15 protein-coding genes are annotated in these 17,066 nt (G+C 66.9%); 7 read left to right on the top strand and 8 right to left on the bottom strand.

The features are described from left to right. The first annotated feature begins 401 nt into the window (after window positions 1–401). The 4 genes from LDO54_RS01125 (at window position 402) to ubiA (ending at window position 3,896) form a co-directional block, all read left to right on the top strand. Complete coding sequence (locus tag LDO54_RS01125; protein ID WP_224004860.1) at window positions 402–1,847, top strand: catalase; 1,446 nt, start codon at window positions 402–404, stop codon at window positions 1,845–1,847. 100 nt (window positions 1,848–1,947) lie between these two features. Further along, window positions 1,948–2,124, top strand: coding sequence for a hypothetical protein (locus LDO54_RS01130; RefSeq protein ID WP_224004863.1), 177 nt, complete (start codon window positions 1,948–1,950; stop codon window positions 2,122–2,124). 176 nt (window positions 2,125–2,300) lie between these two features. Further along, a complete protein-coding gene (locus LDO54_RS01135) occupies window positions 2,301–2,789 on the top strand; it encodes a Dps family protein (RefSeq protein WP_224004866.1) in 489 nt (162 codons plus the stop codon). Window positions 2,790–3,032: 243 nt separating this feature from the next. Further along, window positions 3,033–3,896 carry a 4-hydroxybenzoate octaprenyltransferase gene (gene ubiA / locus LDO54_RS01140; RefSeq protein WP_224004870.1) on the top strand — a complete coding sequence of 288 codons (864 nt, stop codon included), beginning with the start codon at window positions 3,033–3,035 and terminating at the stop codon, window positions 3,894–3,896. A 222-nt stretch (window positions 3,897–4,118) separates the two neighbouring features. On the opposite strand, the gene proC is transcribed toward ubiA, so the two are convergent. The 6 genes from proC to LDO54_RS01170 all read right to left on the bottom strand — a co-directional run bounded on the left by proC (window position 4,119) and on the right by LDO54_RS01170 (window position 11,561). Continuing rightward, entirely contained in the window at window positions 4,119–4,934 is an 816-nt protein-coding gene (gene proC, locus LDO54_RS01145) for a pyrroline-5-carboxylate reductase (protein ID WP_065065091.1), read from the bottom strand. Window positions 4,935–4,955: 21 nt separating this feature from the next. Beyond that, window positions 4,956–5,654, bottom strand: coding sequence for a YggS family pyridoxal phosphate-dependent enzyme (locus LDO54_RS01150; protein ID WP_224005188.1), 699 nt, complete (start codon window positions 5,652–5,654; stop codon window positions 4,956–4,958). Window positions 5,655–5,900: 246 nt separating this feature from the next. Then, a complete protein-coding gene (gene glcF / locus LDO54_RS01155; protein ID WP_224004873.1) occupies window positions 5,901–7,130 on the bottom strand; it encodes a glycolate oxidase subunit GlcF in 1,230 nt (409 codons plus the stop codon). 18 nt (window positions 7,131–7,148) lie between these two features. Beyond that, window positions 7,149–8,237 (bottom strand): glycolate oxidase subunit GlcE, encoded by a 1,089-nt coding sequence (gene glcE / locus LDO54_RS01160; RefSeq protein ID WP_224005191.1) that lies wholly within the window; start codon window positions 8,235–8,237, stop codon window positions 7,149–7,151. A gap of 294 nt (window positions 8,238–8,531) precedes the next feature. Further along, window positions 8,532–10,037 carry an FAD-linked oxidase C-terminal domain-containing protein gene (locus LDO54_RS01165; RefSeq protein ID WP_065065089.1) on the bottom strand — a complete coding sequence of 502 codons (1,506 nt, stop codon included), beginning with the start codon at window positions 10,035–10,037 and terminating at the stop codon, window positions 8,532–8,534. 108 nt (window positions 10,038–10,145) lie between these two features. Then, entirely contained in the window at window positions 10,146–11,561 is a 1,416-nt protein-coding gene (locus LDO54_RS01170; RefSeq protein ID WP_224004876.1) for an FAD-binding oxidoreductase, read from the bottom strand. A gap of 306 nt (window positions 11,562–11,867) precedes the next feature. Between LDO54_RS01170 and LDO54_RS01175 the strand changes: the two genes are divergently transcribed. After that, window positions 11,868–12,485, top strand: coding sequence for a cob(I)yrinic acid a,c-diamide adenosyltransferase (locus LDO54_RS01175; protein ID WP_224004895.1), 618 nt, complete (start codon window positions 11,868–11,870; stop codon window positions 12,483–12,485). A gap of 218 nt (window positions 12,486–12,703) precedes the next feature. After that, window positions 12,704–13,906, top strand: a complete 1,203-nt coding sequence (gene hmpA / locus LDO54_RS01180; RefSeq protein WP_224004899.1) for an NO-inducible flavohemoprotein — start codon at window positions 12,704–12,706, stop codon at window positions 13,904–13,906. A gap of 99 nt (window positions 13,907–14,005) precedes the next feature. Here the strand turns inward: hmpA and LDO54_RS01185 are convergent, their stop codons facing one another. Then, window positions 14,006–15,007, bottom strand: coding sequence for a GlxA family transcriptional regulator (locus tag LDO54_RS01185; RefSeq protein WP_224004902.1), 1,002 nt, complete (start codon window positions 15,005–15,007; stop codon window positions 14,006–14,008). A 350-nt stretch (window positions 15,008–15,357) separates the two neighbouring features. Between LDO54_RS01185 and galU the strand changes: the two genes are divergently transcribed. Further along, a complete protein-coding gene (gene galU, locus LDO54_RS01190) occupies window positions 15,358–16,389 on the top strand; it encodes a UTP--glucose-1-phosphate uridylyltransferase GalU (protein ID WP_436975464.1) in 1,032 nt (343 codons plus the stop codon). Between the two features lie 174 nt (window positions 16,390–16,563). Here the strand turns inward: galU and LDO54_RS01195 are convergent, their stop codons facing one another. Further along, window positions 16,564–17,016 carry a GDP-mannose mannosyl hydrolase gene (locus LDO54_RS01195; protein ID WP_224004905.1) on the bottom strand — a complete coding sequence of 151 codons (453 nt, stop codon included), beginning with the start codon at window positions 17,014–17,016 and terminating at the stop codon, window positions 16,564–16,566. Window positions 17,017–17,066: the final 50 nt, after the last annotated feature.

Genomic DNA, 17,066 nt, shown 5'->3' on the forward strand with positions numbered 1-17,066 from the left:
CCGCGCCCTGACACTGGGCGCGGTGTTTTCCTTCCTGCCGCGCGGCATTCGCCTGCGTTCTTCTGCCTTCCCTCCGACGCATCTTGCGACCCCAATAAACTCAGCCTATTTGATAGATTAAGTAAATCAAATTATCACTATCAATAGCGTTTGATACAGTTTCCTCAACCGATCCCCAACACGATCAACCGGAGGAAGCGATGCAAAACCAGGCCAACACGACCGCTACGACCACCGCCCCGACGCGCACCGCGTCGAGCCTGCGCACCGTCGCGTTTTCGCTGCTCGTCGACCGCGCGCTGTCGGCCTGATCTGGCCTGATTTGGGCTTGATCGCCCGCCGCATCGCATTCCCCGCAATTGGCAGAACGCTGAAACCCCCACGAAATACAGGAGTCCAGGATGACCGAACGCACTCTCACCTCGGCCGCAGGCGCACCCGTCGTCGATAACCAGAATTCGCAGACCGCCGGCCCGCGCGGCCCCGTGATGCTCCAGGACGTGTGGCTGCTCGAAAAGCTCGCGCACTTCGACCGCGAAGTGATCCCCGAGCGCCGTGTGCACGCCAAGGGCTCGGGCGCGTTCGGCACGCTCAAGGTCACGCACGACATCTCGCGCTTCACGAAGGCCAAGGTGTTCGGCGAAGTCGGCAAGGAAACGCCGATGTTCATGCGCTTTTCGACGGTCGCGGGCGAGCGCGGCGCCGCCGACGCCGAGCGCGACGTGCGCGGCTTCTCGATCAAGTTCTACACGGAAGAGGGCAACTGGGACATCGTCGGCAACAACACGCCGGTGTTCTTCATCCGCGATCCGCTCAAGTTCCCGGACTTCATCCACACGCAAAAACGCGATCCGCGCACCAATATGCGCAGCAACGTGGCGGCGTGGGACTTCTGGTCGCGCCATCCCGAATCGCTCCATCAGGTGACGATTCTCATGAGCGACCGCGGCATTCCGAAGAACTATCGCCAGCAGCACGGCTTCGGTTCGCACACGTTCTCGTTCATCAACGCGAACAACGAGCGCTTCTACGTGAAGTTCCACTTCAAGTCGGCGCAGGGCGTGGAGAACTACACCGATGCCGAAGCCGCGCAGGTGGTGGCGCAGGACCGCGAATCGGCGCAGCGCGATCTGTACAACGAGATCGAGAAGGGCAATTTCCCGAAGTGGCATTTCCGCGTTCAGGTAATGCCGGAAGCCGATGCCGCGAAGGTGCCGTACAACCCGTTCGACATCACGAAGGTGTGGCCGCACAAGGATTACCCGCTGATCGACGTGGGCACGATCGAGCTGAACCGCAATCCCGAGAACTATTTCGCCGACGTGGAGCAGGCCGCGTTCACGCCCGCGAACGTGGTGCCGGGCATCAGCTTCTCGCCCGACCGTCTGTTGCAGGGCCGCCTGTTCTCGTACGGCGACACGCAGCGTTACCGTCTCGGCGTGAACCATCACCAGATTCCCGTGAACGCGCCGCGCTGCCCGTTCCACGCGTATCACCGTGACGGCGCGATGCGCACCGACGGCAACCTCGGCGGCAACGTGAATTACGAGCCGAACCGTTTCGGCGACTTCGCGCAGCGTCCGGGCGCAGGCGAGCCGCCGCTCGCGGCCGGTGCGGTCGATCACTACGATCATCGCGAGGACGGCGATTACTACAGCCAGCCGGGCGCGCTGTTCCGTCTGTTCGACGCCGGTCAGCGCGAGCGTCTCTTTGCGAACATCGCGCGGCATATCGCCGGCGTGCCGTCGGAGCTCGTGCAGGTGCAGCTCGAACATTTCCGCCGCGCCGACCCGGCTTACGCGGAAGGCGTGATCGCTGCGATGGCGGCGCTCGCGGAAGCGAAGTGAAGCGATAAAACAGCAGGCAAATCAGGGAGCCGCGGCGGGGCGCATCGACGTCCCGCCGCATCAGCTTCCGGTGGCGAGCCTCAAGCAAAGGAGCAGGATCATGACCCGAACGATGACGATGACGCTCAAGACCGTCGGCCCTGGCCGCGGCGCGGAGATGGCGCGCACGCGCGCGCAAGGCACGCAGTTCGTGCGCAACGTGGTGAGTTTTGCGATCGTGACGAGCGCGCTCGTGGCGGTCGCCGCGCAAGGCCTGGCGCATTTCGCCGCGCGCTGACGACGCCGGGAACACGCGCTGCTTGAGCCTTGTCCGACCTTGGGGCCGGATGCCCTTGGGTTTTACGCTACACTGACGCCCGATCGAGCGTTCGCGAATCGCCTGCCGTATCGACGTATCCAGGCGAGCGCGGCGTCAGCGACCGGAAGTCTCACTGCTACAAAATAGGAGTCGTCATGGCCAAGAAATCTGCTGTGCAGCACGTGAATATCGGCATCAGCGACAAGGATCGCAAGAAGATCGCGGACGGTCTCTCGCGCCTGCTCGCGGACACCTACACGCTGTATCTGAAGACGCACAACTTCCACTGGAACGTCACGGGTCCGATGTTCAACACGCTGCACCTGATGTTCGAAGGGCAGTACAACGAACTGGCGCTGGCCGTCGACGCGATCGCCGAGCGCATCCGCGCGCTGGGCGTGCACGCGCCGGGCAGCTACAAGGAATTCGCGAAGCTCTCGTCGATCCCGGAAGCCGACGGTGTGCCGGCCGCTGAAGACATGATCCGTCAGCTCGTGGAAGGTCAGGAAGCCGTGGTGCGCACCGCGCGCGCGATCTTCCCGGCAACGGAAGCCGCCAACGACGAGCCGACCGCCGACCTGCTCACGCAGCGCATGCAGACGCATGAAAAGACCGCGTGGATGCTGCGTTCGCTGCTGGCTTGATCTGCGTTTGATGCGCACGATCCCTGGCTGAAGCGCCATGCGCCGATGCAGGGACACAAAGCCCGCTGGTTGATCTGATGGATCCGGCGGGCTTTTTCATTTGGGCCGCGTGTTTGGAGGTTCGTGCGCCAGGGCGTTCGGACGCATCGCGCCCGATTTACACCGCACTCGCCGATGATGAACTCGCGGCGAAGCGCCGCCGCCGTGGCCTACAATAGCGGCATCGTTTTTCGCGCTCCCATCATGTTCGCCCGACTCCCGCTCTATCTGCGGCTCGTCCGCATGGACAAGCCGATCGGCAGCCTGCTGCTGCTGTGGCCGACGCTCAACGCGCTGTGGATCGCCTCGAACGGCCATCCGTCGCTGTCGCTGCTCGTGATCTTCACGGTGGGCACGGTGCTGATGCGCTCGGCGGGCTGCGCGATCAACGACTACGCCGACCGCGACTTCGACCGTCACGTCAAACGCACCGCCGAACGGCCGATCACCTCGGGCCGCATCCGCGCCTGGGAAGCGGTAGCGATTGCCGCCGGTCTTGCGATCGTCTCGTTTCTGCTGATCCTGCCGCTCAACGGGCTCACGAAGCAGCTTTCCGTCGTGGCGCTGTTCGTGGCCGCGTCCTATCCGTTCACGAAGCGCTTTTTCGCGATTCCGCAGGCGTATCTGGGCATCGCGTTCGGCTTCGGTATTCCGATGGCGTTCGCCGCGATTCAGGACCACGTGCCCGCGCTCGCGTGGATCATGCTGATCGCCAACGTGTTCTGGTCGGTGGCCTACGACACCGAATACGCGATGGTCGATCGCGACGACGACATCAAGATCGGTATCCGCACCTCGGCGCTCACGTTCGGCCGTTTCGACGTGCTCGCGATCATGCTCTGCTACGCGGTCACGCTCGGCATCTACGTGTGGGTGGGCATGACGCTGCAGTTCGGCTGGCTCTACTGGCTCGGTTGGGCGGCGGCGGCGGGCTGCGCGATCTATCACTACACGCTCATCAAGAACCGCGAGCGCATGCCGTGCTTCGCCGCGTTCCGTCACAACAACTGGCTGGGCGGCGTGCTGTTCGTGGGCATCGCCGCGCATTACCTCGTGGCCGGTTCCTGAGTGCGACTGCGACGCAGGATTCGGATGTAAAAAAAGCGCCTCGATAGTCGAGGCGCTTTTTCTTTGTGCTGAGGTTTTGTGCGGCGCTTGTTCTGCGCTTGTGCGTGGCAATTTTGCGTGGCGTACTGCCGTGCCGCGAACGTCGAGCAAAATGCCGACGCAAGGCCGCCAATCGCGCGTGACAGTCGAACGCCGCCACGCGCGCCGCTTCCGGCTTGCGGCTTACTGCTTGCCGAATTCCTCGCCCATTTCCTTCGCACGCGCGTCGGCGGCCAGCGCGCCGCGCACGATGGCGTCCTTCACGGCCGAAGCGTCGAACGACGCAAGCGCCGCCGCCGTGGTGCCGCCCTTGGACGTGACGCGCTCGCGCAGCACGGCGGGCGTTTCGTCCGACTGCAGCGCGAGTTGCGCCGCGCCCGCGAACGTGGCGATGGCGAGCGCGCGGCCCTGCTGCTCGTCCATGCCGAGCTGGCGGGCGGCTTCCTCGAGCGCTTCGATGAAATAGAACACGTAGGCCGGGCCGCTGCCCGAGATGGCCGTGACGGCGTCGATCTTGCTCTCGTCGTCGAACCAGACGGTCTGGCCGACCGCGCCCAGCACGTTCGAGGCGAGTTCGCGGCCCGCTGCGTCCACGCCGCCGCTCGCGACGAGGCCGGTCGCGCCCATGCCGATCAGCGCGGGCGTGTTGGGCATCGTGCGAACGATGCGCGTGTGGCCCTTGAGCCAGCGCGAGAGATCTTCGATACGGATGCCCGCGAGAATGCTGATGACGACCTGATGCGCGCCGAGGTGCGGCGCGAGCGATTCGGCGACGACCTTGGCGATCTGCGGCTTGACCGCGAGCAGGATGGCGTCGTAGTCGGCCAGCGCCGCGTCGGCGCCCGCGCCGGTGCGCACGCCGAACTGTTCCTCGCTGCGTTTGCGGGCGTCCTCGTTCGGATCGATCGCGTACAGGTTGGCGGCGGGAACGCCCTTGCGGATCAGACCGCCGATGAGTGCGGCGGCCATGTTGCCGCCGCCGATGAAGGCAATTTTCATGGTGTGGAGTGCGTACTTGAATCAGTGGGAGTAATCGCGCCCGCCAAAGATCGCGGTGCCGACGCGCACGATCGTGGCGCCTTCGAGCACGGCTGCTTCGAGATCGGCCGACATGCCCATGGAGAGCGTGTCGAGCGCGAGGCCGTCGGCGCGCAGCGCGTCGAACAGCTCGCGCAGCTGCCGGTGCGGCGCACGCTGTGCCTCGGGCGTGTCTGCCGGCTCGGGAATGGACATCAACCCGCGCAGGCGCAGGTTGGGCAACGCGGCGATTGCGTGCGCGATTTGTACGGCTTCCTCCGGCGCGGTACCGCTCTTGGAAGCTTCGCCGCTCACGTTGACCTGCAGGCACACGTTGAGCGGCGGCATGCCCGCGGGTCGCTGTTCCGACAGGCGCTGGGCGATCTTCAGTCGATCGATCGAATGAACCCAGTCGAAACGCTCGGCCACGGGCCGCGTCTTGTTCGATTGCAGCGGCCCGATGAAATGCCATTCGAGGCTCGCGCGCAGGTCCGCGAGCGCCTCGATCTTGTCCACCGCTTCCTGCACGTAGTTCTCGCCGAACGCACGCTGACCGGCGGCGTGCGCGGCGCGCACGTCGTCGGCGGGGAAGGTTTTCGACACCGCGAGCAACGCAACGGATTCCGGCGCGCGCCCCGCACTGCGGGCGGCAGCGGCGATGCGCTCATGGACGGCTTCGAGATTGTGGACGAGATCGGTCATCGGATTGGAGGCCGGCCGCGCAGCGCTGCCCGCGGCCGTTACGGCGCACATGAAACGAACGAAGGCAATTATACGGACTGCGCCGGGCCGCGAAACCTCCGCCAAAAGACGTAGGGCTTTTCCGCGTCATGCGACGGTCAAATTCTGTCGGCGCGCCTGGGCGGCGCGGGCCTGACAGGCTGGCTCCTACGCCATCAGGCCGACTGTTGGCGTGATCGGCGGATCGCTACGCTGGGACGTGTTTTTTCAATTCGCGGCCAGCATATGTTCGACCAGCTCAATCCAGTGCGTGACCGGAATCGGCGTGCCGCTTTGCAGGTGCGCGATGCAGCCAATGTTCGCCGAAACGATCAACTGCGGCTCCAGCGCCTTGAGCCGCTCCACCTTCTGGTTGCGCAGCGTGTACGAGAGGCGCGGCTGCGTGATCGAATAGGTGCCCGCGGAGCCGCAGCACAGGTGACTGTCCACCGGCAGGCGCACGTCGAGCCCGAGCGCGCCCAGCACGTGTTCCACGCCGCCGCGCACCTGCTGGCCGTGCTGGAGCGTGCAGGGCGGGTGATACGCCACGGTATGGATGCCGCGCCGGCGCGTGGCTGCGAGCAGTTGCTCCTCGAATTGCGGCAGGATCTCGGCCAGGTCGCGCGTGAGTTCGGCCACGCGCCGCGCTTTCTCCGCGTAGGCCGGATCGTGGCGCATCAGGTGCGCGTATTCCTTGACGGTCGCGCCGCAGCCGGAAGCGTTCATCACGATCGCCTCCACGCCTTGCTCGATATACGGCCACCAGGCATCGATGTTCGCGCGCACGTCGTTCAGGGCGTCGTCGGCGTAACCCATGTGCAGGCGGATCGCGCCGCAGCAGCCCGCCTGCGGCGCCACCACTGTCTCGATACCCAGTGCGTCGAGCACGCGCGCCGTGGCCGTGTTGATGTTGGGCATCATCGAAGGCTGCACGCAACCGGCGAGCATCAGCATCTTGCGCGTGTGTTTCGCGGTCGGCCAGGCGAGCGGGCGCTGGCGTACCGGTACCTTGTCGCGCAGCCGTCGCGGCAGCAGCGCGCGCACCTGCTGGGCGAGGCGCATGGCCGGCGAAAACAGCATGCGTCGCGGCAGAAAGCCCGCGAGGAAGCGCCGCGTGAGGCGCTGGCGCAGCGGGCGCGGCGCCCGTTCCTCGGCGAGCTTGCGGCCGATTTCCACGAGCCGGCCGTACTGCACGCCCGAGGGGCAGGTCGTCTCGCAACTGCGGCAGGTCAGGCAGCGGTCGAGGTGGGTGAGCGTGCTTTTCGAGACCGGCGCGCCTTCCACCATCTGCTTCATCAGATAAATGCGGCCGCGCGGGCCGTCGAGCTCGTCGCCGAGCAGCTGGTAGGTCGGGCAGGTCGCGGTGCAGAAGCCGCAATGCACGCACTTGCGCAGGATCGCGTCGGCTTCGTCGCCGTCGGGGGTGTTGCGAATGAAGTCCGCGAGGTTCGTCTGCATCGCCGCGTGATGGTCAGGTCAGAAGTCGGAATACAGGCGGCCGCGATTGAAGATGCGGGCCGGGTCGAACGCGGCTTTCAGGCCGCGATGGATCTTCATGAGCGGCGCGGGCAGCGGCGTGAACACGCCCGCGCTGCGGTCGTACTCGCGGCCGGTGCGGAACATCGTGGCGTGGCCGCCCGCCTGCTTGGCGGTGATGCGCACGGTCTGCGCGTCGGTTTCGGTGATCCACCAGCGCTGCGCGCCGCCCCATTCCATCAGCTGCGCGCCGGGCAATTGCAGCGGTTCGGCGATCGACGGCAGCGCGAGGCGCCAGAGGGCGGCATTGGGCGCGATCGAGGCGAAAAACGGGTCGGTTTGCTCGCGCAGGCACGCCCAGAAACGCTCGGCTTCCACGGCGTCCACCACCTCGCCGCCCAGCGAGGTGCGCGCGGCTTTCACGCCGGCCTCGGCACCCGCCAGACGCACGACCAGCGTGCCGTTGCGCCAGGCGCTGGCCGTCATCGGCAGCGGGCGGCCGCCCCATTCGTTGAGCTTGCGCACGGCGTCGGTGCCGTTCATGTCGAAGCGCAGCGTGGTTTCGGCCTGCGGCACGGGCAGCACCTTGACCGACAGTTCGAGCATCAGGCCGAGCGTGCCGAGCGATCCCGCCATGAGCCGCGAGACGTCGTAGCCCGCCACGTTCTTCACGACCTGGCCGCCGAAATGCAGCACCTCGCCGTGACCGTTCATGACCACGGCGCCCAGCACGAAGTCGCGCGCCGCGCCCGCCGCCGCCCGGCGCGGCCCGGCGATGCCGGCGGCAATGCAGCCGCCGAGCGTGGCCTGAGCGCCGAAGTGAGGCGGCTCGAACGCCAGCATCTGTCCGCGCGCGGCGAGCGCCTGCTCGATTTCGAGCAGCGGCGTGCCCGCGCGCGCCGTGATCACCAGCTCGGCCGGATCGTACGCGACGATGCCCCGGTGCGCGCGCGTGTCGAGGACTTCGCCTTCGAGCGCCTGGCCGTACCAGTCTTTGGTGCCGCCGCCGCGAATGCGCAGCGGGCGGCCGTCGGCGGTCGCCGCGCGAATGCGCTCGGACCAGACCGCGACGATGTCGTCCTCTTCCATGTCGTCCATGGCGCGTTTGTCGTTGTGGTGCGTTCGATTGTACTGACGCGCCCCGTGCTGACAAGCCGGGGCAGGCCCGCATGGCGCACGCTTACAAGCGTGTTTGACCCGGTGCGCATGACACGCCGCAAGCCGCATGCGCGGCGCATCGCGAGGGGGCAAAACTGGCGTGCGCCGCCGCGTGCGCGCTCGCGCCGTCCGTTGTGGCTGCCGCCGCGCGGGGTGGATGAGGCGGATGAAGCGCGTGGCTCTCCCGCCCCGGCGTGTGCGTCAGGGTGTGCGTCAGGGTGTGCGTCAGAAGCGCGGCAGATCGGGATGCGGCAGCAGATTGCCGCGCACATGCATGCGTCCGTATTCGGCGCAGCGCGCGCGCGTGGGGATGCCCTTGTCGGGATTGAGCAGCCCGGCCGGATCGAACGCGTGCTTCACGGCATGGAACGCGTCGCGCTCCTGGGGCGAGAACTGCACGCACATCGAATTGATCTTTTCGATGCCCACGCCGTGCTCGCCCGTCACCGTGCCGCCCAGTTCGACGCAGGTTTCGAGAATATCGGCGCCAAAGGCCTCGGCGCGGTGCCATTCGTCGAGGTCGTTGCCGTTGAAGAGAATCAGCGGGTGCATGTTGCCGTCGCCCGCGTGGAACACGTTGATGCAGCGCAGCCGGTACTGCGCCTCCATCTCGTGAATGCGCGCGAGCAGCGGCCCGATGGCGCGGCGCGGCACCGTGCCGTCCATGCAGTAGTAGTCAGGGGAAATGCGTCCAGCGGCGGGGAAGGCGTTCTTGCGGCCCGACCAGAAGCGCAGGCGCTCTTCCTCGGTGCGCGAGATCTGGATGCGCGTCGCGCCGTGCTCGCGCAGCACGACGGTCGTGCGCGCGATCTCGTCGGCGACTTCCTCGGGCGTGCCGTCCGCCTCGCACAGCAGGATCGCGGCGGCGTCGAGGTCGTAGCCCGCTTTCACGAATTCCTCCACGGCGCGCGTGGCGGGCTTGTCCATCATCTCGAGACCGGCCGGAATGATGCCGGACGCGATGATGCCGGCCACGGCGTCGCCGCCTTTCACCACGTCGTCGAAGCTCGCCATGATGACTTGCGCGGTCTGCGGACGCGGGATCAGCTTGACGGTCACCTCGGTCACGATGGCGAACATGCCTTCGCTGCCGATCATGACTGCGAGCAGATCGAGCCCCGGCGCGTCGAGCGCCAGCGAGCCGAACTCCACGATCTCGCCGTCCATCGTCACCGCGCGCACGCGCAGCACGTTATGCACGGTGAGACCGTACTTGAGGCAGTGCACCCCGCCCGAGTTTTCGGAGACGTTGCCGCCGATCGTGCAGGCGATTTGCGACGACGGATCGGGCGCGTAATAGAGGCCGTAAGGCGCGGCCGCCTCGGAAACGGCCAGATTGCGCACGCCCGGCTGCACGGTGGCCGTGCGCGCGTAGGGATCGACTTCGAGAATGCGCTTGAAGCGCGCGAGCGAGAGCACGATGCCGTGGCGGATCGGCATGGCGCCCCCGGAGAGACCCGTGCCCGCGCCGCGCGGCACGATCGGCACGTCGAGCCGCCGGCAGATCTGCACGATGCGCTGGACCTGCGATTCGGTTTCCGGCAGCGCCACCGCGAGCGGCAGGCGCCGGTAGGCCGCGAGGCCGTCGCACTCGTAGGCGACCGTGTCTTCTTCCCGGTGCAGCAGGCAGTGCGCGGGCAGCACGGCCATCAGCGCCTGAACCACTTCGCGCTGCCGCTGCGCGAGGGCTTCGGGCGAGAGTTCGGGCATCTTCGCCTCGGGTGCGTTCATGTCTCCTCCTGCTCGTGTGGTTCGCCGCGTACGGCGATCGCTGCGGTCGCTGTGTTCGCTGTTTTCGTTACGGGCGCGCGTCTCGCGGCGCGCCTCGCCAGCGTCAGCTTACGCCGCCCAGCTGAAGATCTTGCCGGGATTCATCAGATTATGCGGATCGAGCGCGCGTTTGATGGCGCGCATGGTGTCGATGGTATCGGCGCCATGCTCCTCCACGAGAAAGTCCATCTTGTGCAGACCCACGCCATGCTCGCCGGTGCAGGTGCCGTCCATGCGGATCGCGCGCTGCACGATGCGATGGTTCAGGCGTTCGGCTTCGTCGATCTCCTCGGGCTTGTCGGGGTCGATCAGGATCGCCACGTGGAAGTTGCCGTCGCCCACATGGCCCACGATCGGGCAGGGCAGGGGCGAGGCCTTCAGGTCCGCTTCGGTTTCCACGACGCATTCGGCGAGGCGCGAGATCGGCACGCAGACGTCAGTGGTCACCGCGCGGCAGCCGGGCTTCAGTTGCAGCATCGCGAAGTACGCGCTGTGACGCGCGTTCCACAAGCGGCTGCGGTCCTCGGGGCGCGTGGCCCACTCGAAACCTTCGCCGCCGTTTTGCGCTGCCAGTTCCTGCACGGTTTGCGCCTGCTCGGCCACGCCCGCTTCGGTGCCGTGAAACTCAAAGAACAGCGTGTGCTTTTCGCGCAGACCGAGGTTCGAATGCTTGTTGATCGCGCGCACGGCGAGTGCGTCGATGAACTCCACGCGCGCGATCGGCACGCCCATCTGGATCGTTTCGATCACGGCGCGCACGGCTTCGGCCATCGAGGGAAACGCACACACCGCCGCCGACACCGCTTCCGGCTGCGGATAAAGGCGCACGGTGATTTCGGTGATCACGCCGAGCGTGCCTTCGGAGCCCACGAAAAGGCGCGTGAGGTCGTAGCCCGCCGACGACTTGCGCGCGCGCGTGCCGGTCTTGATCACGCGACCGTCCGCGAGCACGGCGGTCAGACCGAGCACGTTCTCGCGCATCGTGCCGTAGCGCACGGCGTTGGTGCCCGAGGCGCGCGTCGCCGACATGCCGCCGATGCTCGCATCCGCGCCCGGATCGATCGGGAAGAACAGGCCCGTGTCGCGCAGCGCTTCGTTGAGCTGCTTGCGCGAGATGCCGGGCTCGACGGTCACGGTCAGGTCTTCGGCGTTGATCGCGAGCACGCGGTTCATCTGCGAGAGGTCGATCGACACGCCGCCTTGCACGGCCAGCAAGTGGCCTTCGAGCGAGGAGCCGTTGCCGTACGGAATGATCGGCACGTTATGGCGCGCGCACAGCTTGACGATGGTTTGAACCTCTTCGGTGCTCTGCGCGTAGACCACGGCGTCGGGCAGTTGCGGGTCGAAACGGGATTCGTCACGGCCATGATGGGCGCGCACGGCTTCGGCGGTCGAGACGCGTTCGCCGAATGCGCTGCGCAAGGCGTCGAGGAGTTCGGCGGGGAACGGGCGGCGTGCGAGGGCCGGCGGCGCGGGATGATTCACGCGGGTGTCTCCTTCGTTGGTCGCGGCCGATCGCGCAGATCGGCCTCTATGCGTGTGGGACGTGCTATCGGGTGCGTTTCATGGGTGCGTTTCATTTTACGCTGAACGTTCGCGGACGCGTTCGCGCCTCGGCGGGCGCGGGCGGACGCATGTTGCACCGCACGACGGGCACGCGGCGGAGCGCGCGGCGAAGCGCACCGTGGAGGTCACGGCCGTACCTATAATGAGCCGCGTGAGCTTTACCGCATGCCAGTCGAGGCACGACGGATTTGCGCACCGCGCATCAACGAAATCTGGAGAAACACGATGGGCAATCGCCTGAGCAAGATCGCCACGCGCACCGGCGACGACGGCACGACGGGACTCGGCGACGGCAGCCGCGTGGGCAAGGACGACGCGCGCATCGCGGCGATCGGCGACGTCGACGAACTCAATTCGCAGATCGGCGTGCTGCTGTGCGAGCCGCTGCCCGATGACGTGCGCGCCGCGCTCGTCGCGATCCAGCACGACCTGTTCGATCTGGGCGGCGAGCTTTGCATGCCCGGCCACACGATGGTCAGCGACACGCATCTGGCCCGCCTCGACGACTGGCTCGCCGAGTACAACGCCGCGCTGCCGCCGCTCAAGGAGTTCATCCTGCCGGGCGGCTCGCGTGCCGCCGCGCTCGCGCATGTGTGCCGCACGGTCTGCCGCCGCGCGGAGCGGGCGATCGTCGCGCTCGGTCAGTCGGGGGCGACGATCGAAGCGGCGCCGCGCCGCTACGTGAACCGGCTCTCGGACCTGCTGTTCGTGCTCTCGCGCGTGCTCAACCGCGCGGCGGGCGGCGACGACGTGTACTGGCGTCACGACCGTGGCGCAGCGGGCGGTGCGGCAAACGCTGCAACAGACGGCGCAACGAGCGGCGGCGAATTCTCGAACGAGTGAGCCTTAATTGGGGTATGAGTGCGTCGCGATGGTTGCTCCCGTTGCTCCGGTAACGCCGGGCAATTAGCGTCGGCGCGCAGCCCCAGCTCGCGGCACCCTTGCGCTCCGGCTGGAAACCGCGCCACGCCCGCTCATGCTGTGGTGCGACAAAATGCCCGAGTCGGCGTGCGGCGTTAAACATGTATCGTATATACATCTTTAACGAGGAGAAGCCGCAAATGACTGCGCTCACCGCTGACCAGATCGCCCGAGTCAAGGCCACCGCGCCCGTTTTCGCCGAGCACGGCACCACGATCACGAAGCACTTCTACCAGCGCATGTTCAACGCGCATCCAGAGCTGAAGAACATCTTCAACCAGACGCATCAAAAGAGCGGCAGCCAGCCTGAAACGCTCGCGCGCGCGGTCTACGCCTACGCGGCCAACATCGACAATCTGGGCGTGCTCGGCGGCGCGGTCACGCACATCGCGCACAAGCACGCGAGCCTGAACATCCGTCCCGAACACTATCCGATCGTCGGCCGCCATCTGCTGGGCGCGGTCGTCGACGTGCTCGGCGATGCCGTCGACCAGCCGACGCTCGACGCCTGGGCCGTGGCCTACGAGCAGCTCGCGAACATCATGATCGGCGCCGAGGCGAAGCTTTACGAAGCCGCGCCGTGGAGCGGCTTCCGTCCGTTCAAGGTGATGCGCAAGCAGGTCGAAAGCGACGAAATCACCTCGTTCTATCTGGCGCCCGCCGACGGCGCGAGCGCAGGCGGCTTCGAGCCGGGCCAGTACGTGAGCGTGACGCGCTATGTCGACCAGCTCGGCGTCGATCAGCCGCGCCAGTACAGCCTGTCCGACGCGCCGCACGGCCGCTGGCTGCGCATCTCGGTCAAGCGCGAGGACGGCCGCGCCGACACGCAGCCGGGCCACGTCTCGAACATCATGCACGCCGATGTCGAAGAGGGCACGATCGTCCACGTGAGCGCGCCGATGGGCGAATTCACGCTCGACCGCAAGAAGACCACGCCGGTCGTGCTGATGAGCGGCGGCGTCGGCATCACGCCGATGACGTCGATGCTCGCCACGCTGCTGGCCGAGCGCAGCGAGCGCCAGATCGCGTTCGTGCACGCCTGCCGCAACGCCCGCGTGCATGCGTTCAAGGACTGGCTGCGCCGCAGCGCCGCCGAGCATCCGAACCTCAAGCGCGCGGTGTTCTACGAAGCCGTGGGCGCGGAAGACCGCGCGGGCGTCGACTACGATTTCGAAGGCCGCATGGACATCGGCCGCATCGAAGCCGCCGTGATGCTGCCGGACGCCGACTACTACCTCTGCGGTCCCGTTGCGTTCATGCGCGAGCAGAAAGAAGCGCTCGTCGCGCGCGGCGTCGATCCGGCGCGCATCCACACCGAGATCTTCGGCTCGGGCATGCTGTAACGACACGCGGGCGCGTCAAAGCGTCGTCGCCATGAAGAACGCCGCGCGGGCTGCATGTCCGCGCGGCGTTTTGCATTGAAGGCGCGAAGGCGTCGTCGATCAATCGTTCGACGCGCGCCGGTTCACCGCGCGATAGCCCGACGGCGAGATCGACAAACGGCGTCGAAAGATCCGCGCGAGGCGTTCGCCGCGCGGCACGCCGCAGCGCTGCGCGATTTCGTCGATGGGGAGATTGGTTTGCGCGAGCAGCAGACAACTCGCGTCGAGGCGCGCGCGCAGCAGATATTCCGAAGGCGTGAGGCCCGTCTGCGTCTTGAAGTGACGCAGGAAGTTGCGCATGCTCATTTGCGCGACGCGCGCGGCGTCGGCGACCGAAATCGGCTGATGGTAGTTCTCGCGCAGCCAGTGCGCGGCCGAGCTGATCTTGCCGTTCGGGCTATCCGATTCGCCGTCGTCGAGCATCGGGCCGAGACGTTCCCACGCGCCGGGCATCGTATCTTCCGAGATCCGCTGCGCGAGCGCCACGCCGTGATTGCGCTTGAGCACCTTGAGCGCGGCGATCAGCGCTTCGGGCGGCGTGACGACCGAGGCGCACGCGTGATGCGCTTCGAGCGCGCGCCGCAGCCGTTGCGCCGAAGCCGCCGCGATCAGGCCGCTGCGCAGAAACGAGACGTCGGCGGCCGCGAGCACGGTGCGCCCTTCGCCGAGCGCGCGAATGATGCGCACCTTGGGCGCGAGCGCCTGCAGGCGCGCGAGCAGGCGTTCGTTTTCGCGCGCCTCCTCGGCGCCGGGGCCGCCCGCGATGAACAGCGTATCGAAGCCGTTGCGCAGCGGGCCATGCACGCTGTCGGTCCAGATCCGCAGGCCGCAGCCGCTCGCGACGCTGCCGCCGTCCTCGGAGAGCACGACGAGCGAATAGACGGGGAGCGGTCCCGTGCCGGAGTCGTTCGCGAGACGAAAGACGTCGGCGAGCAGGCTCACGTCGCCGAGCGGAAAGCCCTCGAAAACCAGGATGCCGATGCGTTTGGCCATGGTCGCCAGCTTCAGGTGGGGGCGCGTCCGCAAGGCGGTTTGCCGGCAGATCACCCGATCGATGTGCATGGCCGGTTCCTCGCGCAAGAATGGATTCGCAGGAGTACGTTGCATTGTGCGGGGCGCTCGCGCGCCACGTTCGACTGGGCTCCATGATAGGACGCGTGTCGCGCGCGCCGCGCACCGCAGTCGGAAAACGCCGAGAGATTGGCAGAATGGCTCGATATGCGCTGGTTAAGCTGGCCTCGCGTCGTTCGTGGACGGGCGCGGCATGATCGCTGCACGTCCGGTCAGACGACGCAGCGAAACGATGTCGCAAATCGACGCCGCAAATCGATGCCGCACACCATGCGGAACATGACGCAAAAAACCACGCGCGGCGCACCCGGCGGCGCGATCCACCGAACGGCGAGGCGAACATGATCAAGCTGCGCAAGGCGGTCTTTCCGGTTGCCGGTCTCGGCACGCGATTTCTCCCGGCCACGAAGGCGAGTCCCAAGGAAATGCTGCCGGTGGTCGACAAGCCGCTGATTCAGTACGCCGTCGAGGAAGCGGTCGCCGCCGGCATCACCGAGCTGATTTTCGTGACGGGTCGCGGCAAGCGCGCGATCGAGGATCATTTCGACAAGTCCTATGAGATCGAGCGCGAACTGGAAGCGCGCGGCAAGGCGGCGCTGCTCGCGACCGTGCGCAGCATCAAGCCGTCGCATGTCGAGTGCATTTTCGTGCGTCAGCCGGAACCGCTCGGGCTCGGCCACGCGGTGCTGTGCGCGCAGAAGATCATCGGCGACGAGCCGTTCGCCGTGCTGCTCGCCGACGATCTGATCGACGCGCAGCCGCCCGTGCTCGCGCAGATGGCGCGGCGCTTCGATCACTATCACTGCTCGCTCGTGGCGGTCGAGGAGATCGCGCGCGCGGATGCGGGCGCGTATGGCGTCGTGAAGGGGCGCGCGTGGGACGACCACGTGTACCGCATGTGCGGCATCGTCGAAAAGCCCACGCCCGACGAGGCGCCGTCGACGCTCGGCGTGGTGGGCCGCTACGTGCTGATGCCCGGCATCTTCGAGCATCTGCGCCGCTTGCGCCCCGCGCCGGGCGAGGAACTGGAGCTGAGCGACGCGATCCAGTCGATGCTTGCCGACGAACAGGTGCTCGCGCATCGATTTACCGGGCGGCGTTTCGATTGCGGCAGCAAGCTCGGCTATTTGCAGGCGACCGTCGAGTACGCGTTGCGTCATGCCGAAGTGGGCGAGGCGTTCGGCGCGTGGCTACAGGCGCGCGAGGCGGACGCGCCGGATGCATTGCACGCGTCGCACACGTCACACAAGCCGCACGACGGCCACGGCGCGCCGGACCTGCATCTCGTGCGCGATACGGCGGATGCCGAACTCGCCGCGGACGCCGATGCCGACGCCGCCGACGATTTCGCCGCGCCGCTTACGGCGACCTGAATACACGAAGCGAAAACGCGGGAACGTGCGCGCGATCTTCGCGCGCACACAGGCATCACGCGTCACACATCGCGCATCACGTATCGCACATCGCGCGCATTCAACGCAACGGCGAAGATCGCGTCGACAATCCTCTCGCACGCGCGATCAGGCGCCACCACGCGCCACCACCCGCTACGAAAAATACGCCTTCGTATTCGCATGCACATCGTCGCGCGCGAGGATTTCCTCGGGCGTGAGCCACGCGTACTGACTGTGCTGATCGAAGCGCCCGACCGGCACGGTGCTGTCGAGCGTGAACGCGTAGGCGAGCACCACATAGTGCGTGCCGATCCCGTTCTCCGCCGCGAAATTATCCGGGTACAGATGCTCGTACACGCCGCCGAAACGCGCCGCCGCGCGCTGCATGCCCGCGATGCCCAGCTCCGTTTCGACGATGCGCGTGAACGCCGCGTCGAGCCGTTCCTCCTTGCGAATGCGTCCGCCCGGCACGAACCAGGTGCCGCGCGCAGGACGATTGCGCCGCTGGCCGAGCAGCACGCGGCCTTGCGCATCCACGACGATCAGGTCGATCGCGACGAGCGGCGCGAGGCGCACCACGTCGAGAAATTCGGTTGGCGACAGCATGAGCGAGCGGTCCAGTGGGAAGGGAAGGGCACAGCCCGACGCGCGCTCGC

This window comes from Paraburkholderia tropica, assembly GCF_914484835.1.
Taxonomy (GTDB): domain Bacteria; phylum Pseudomonadota; class Gammaproteobacteria; order Burkholderiales; family Burkholderiaceae; genus Paraburkholderia; species Paraburkholderia tropica_A.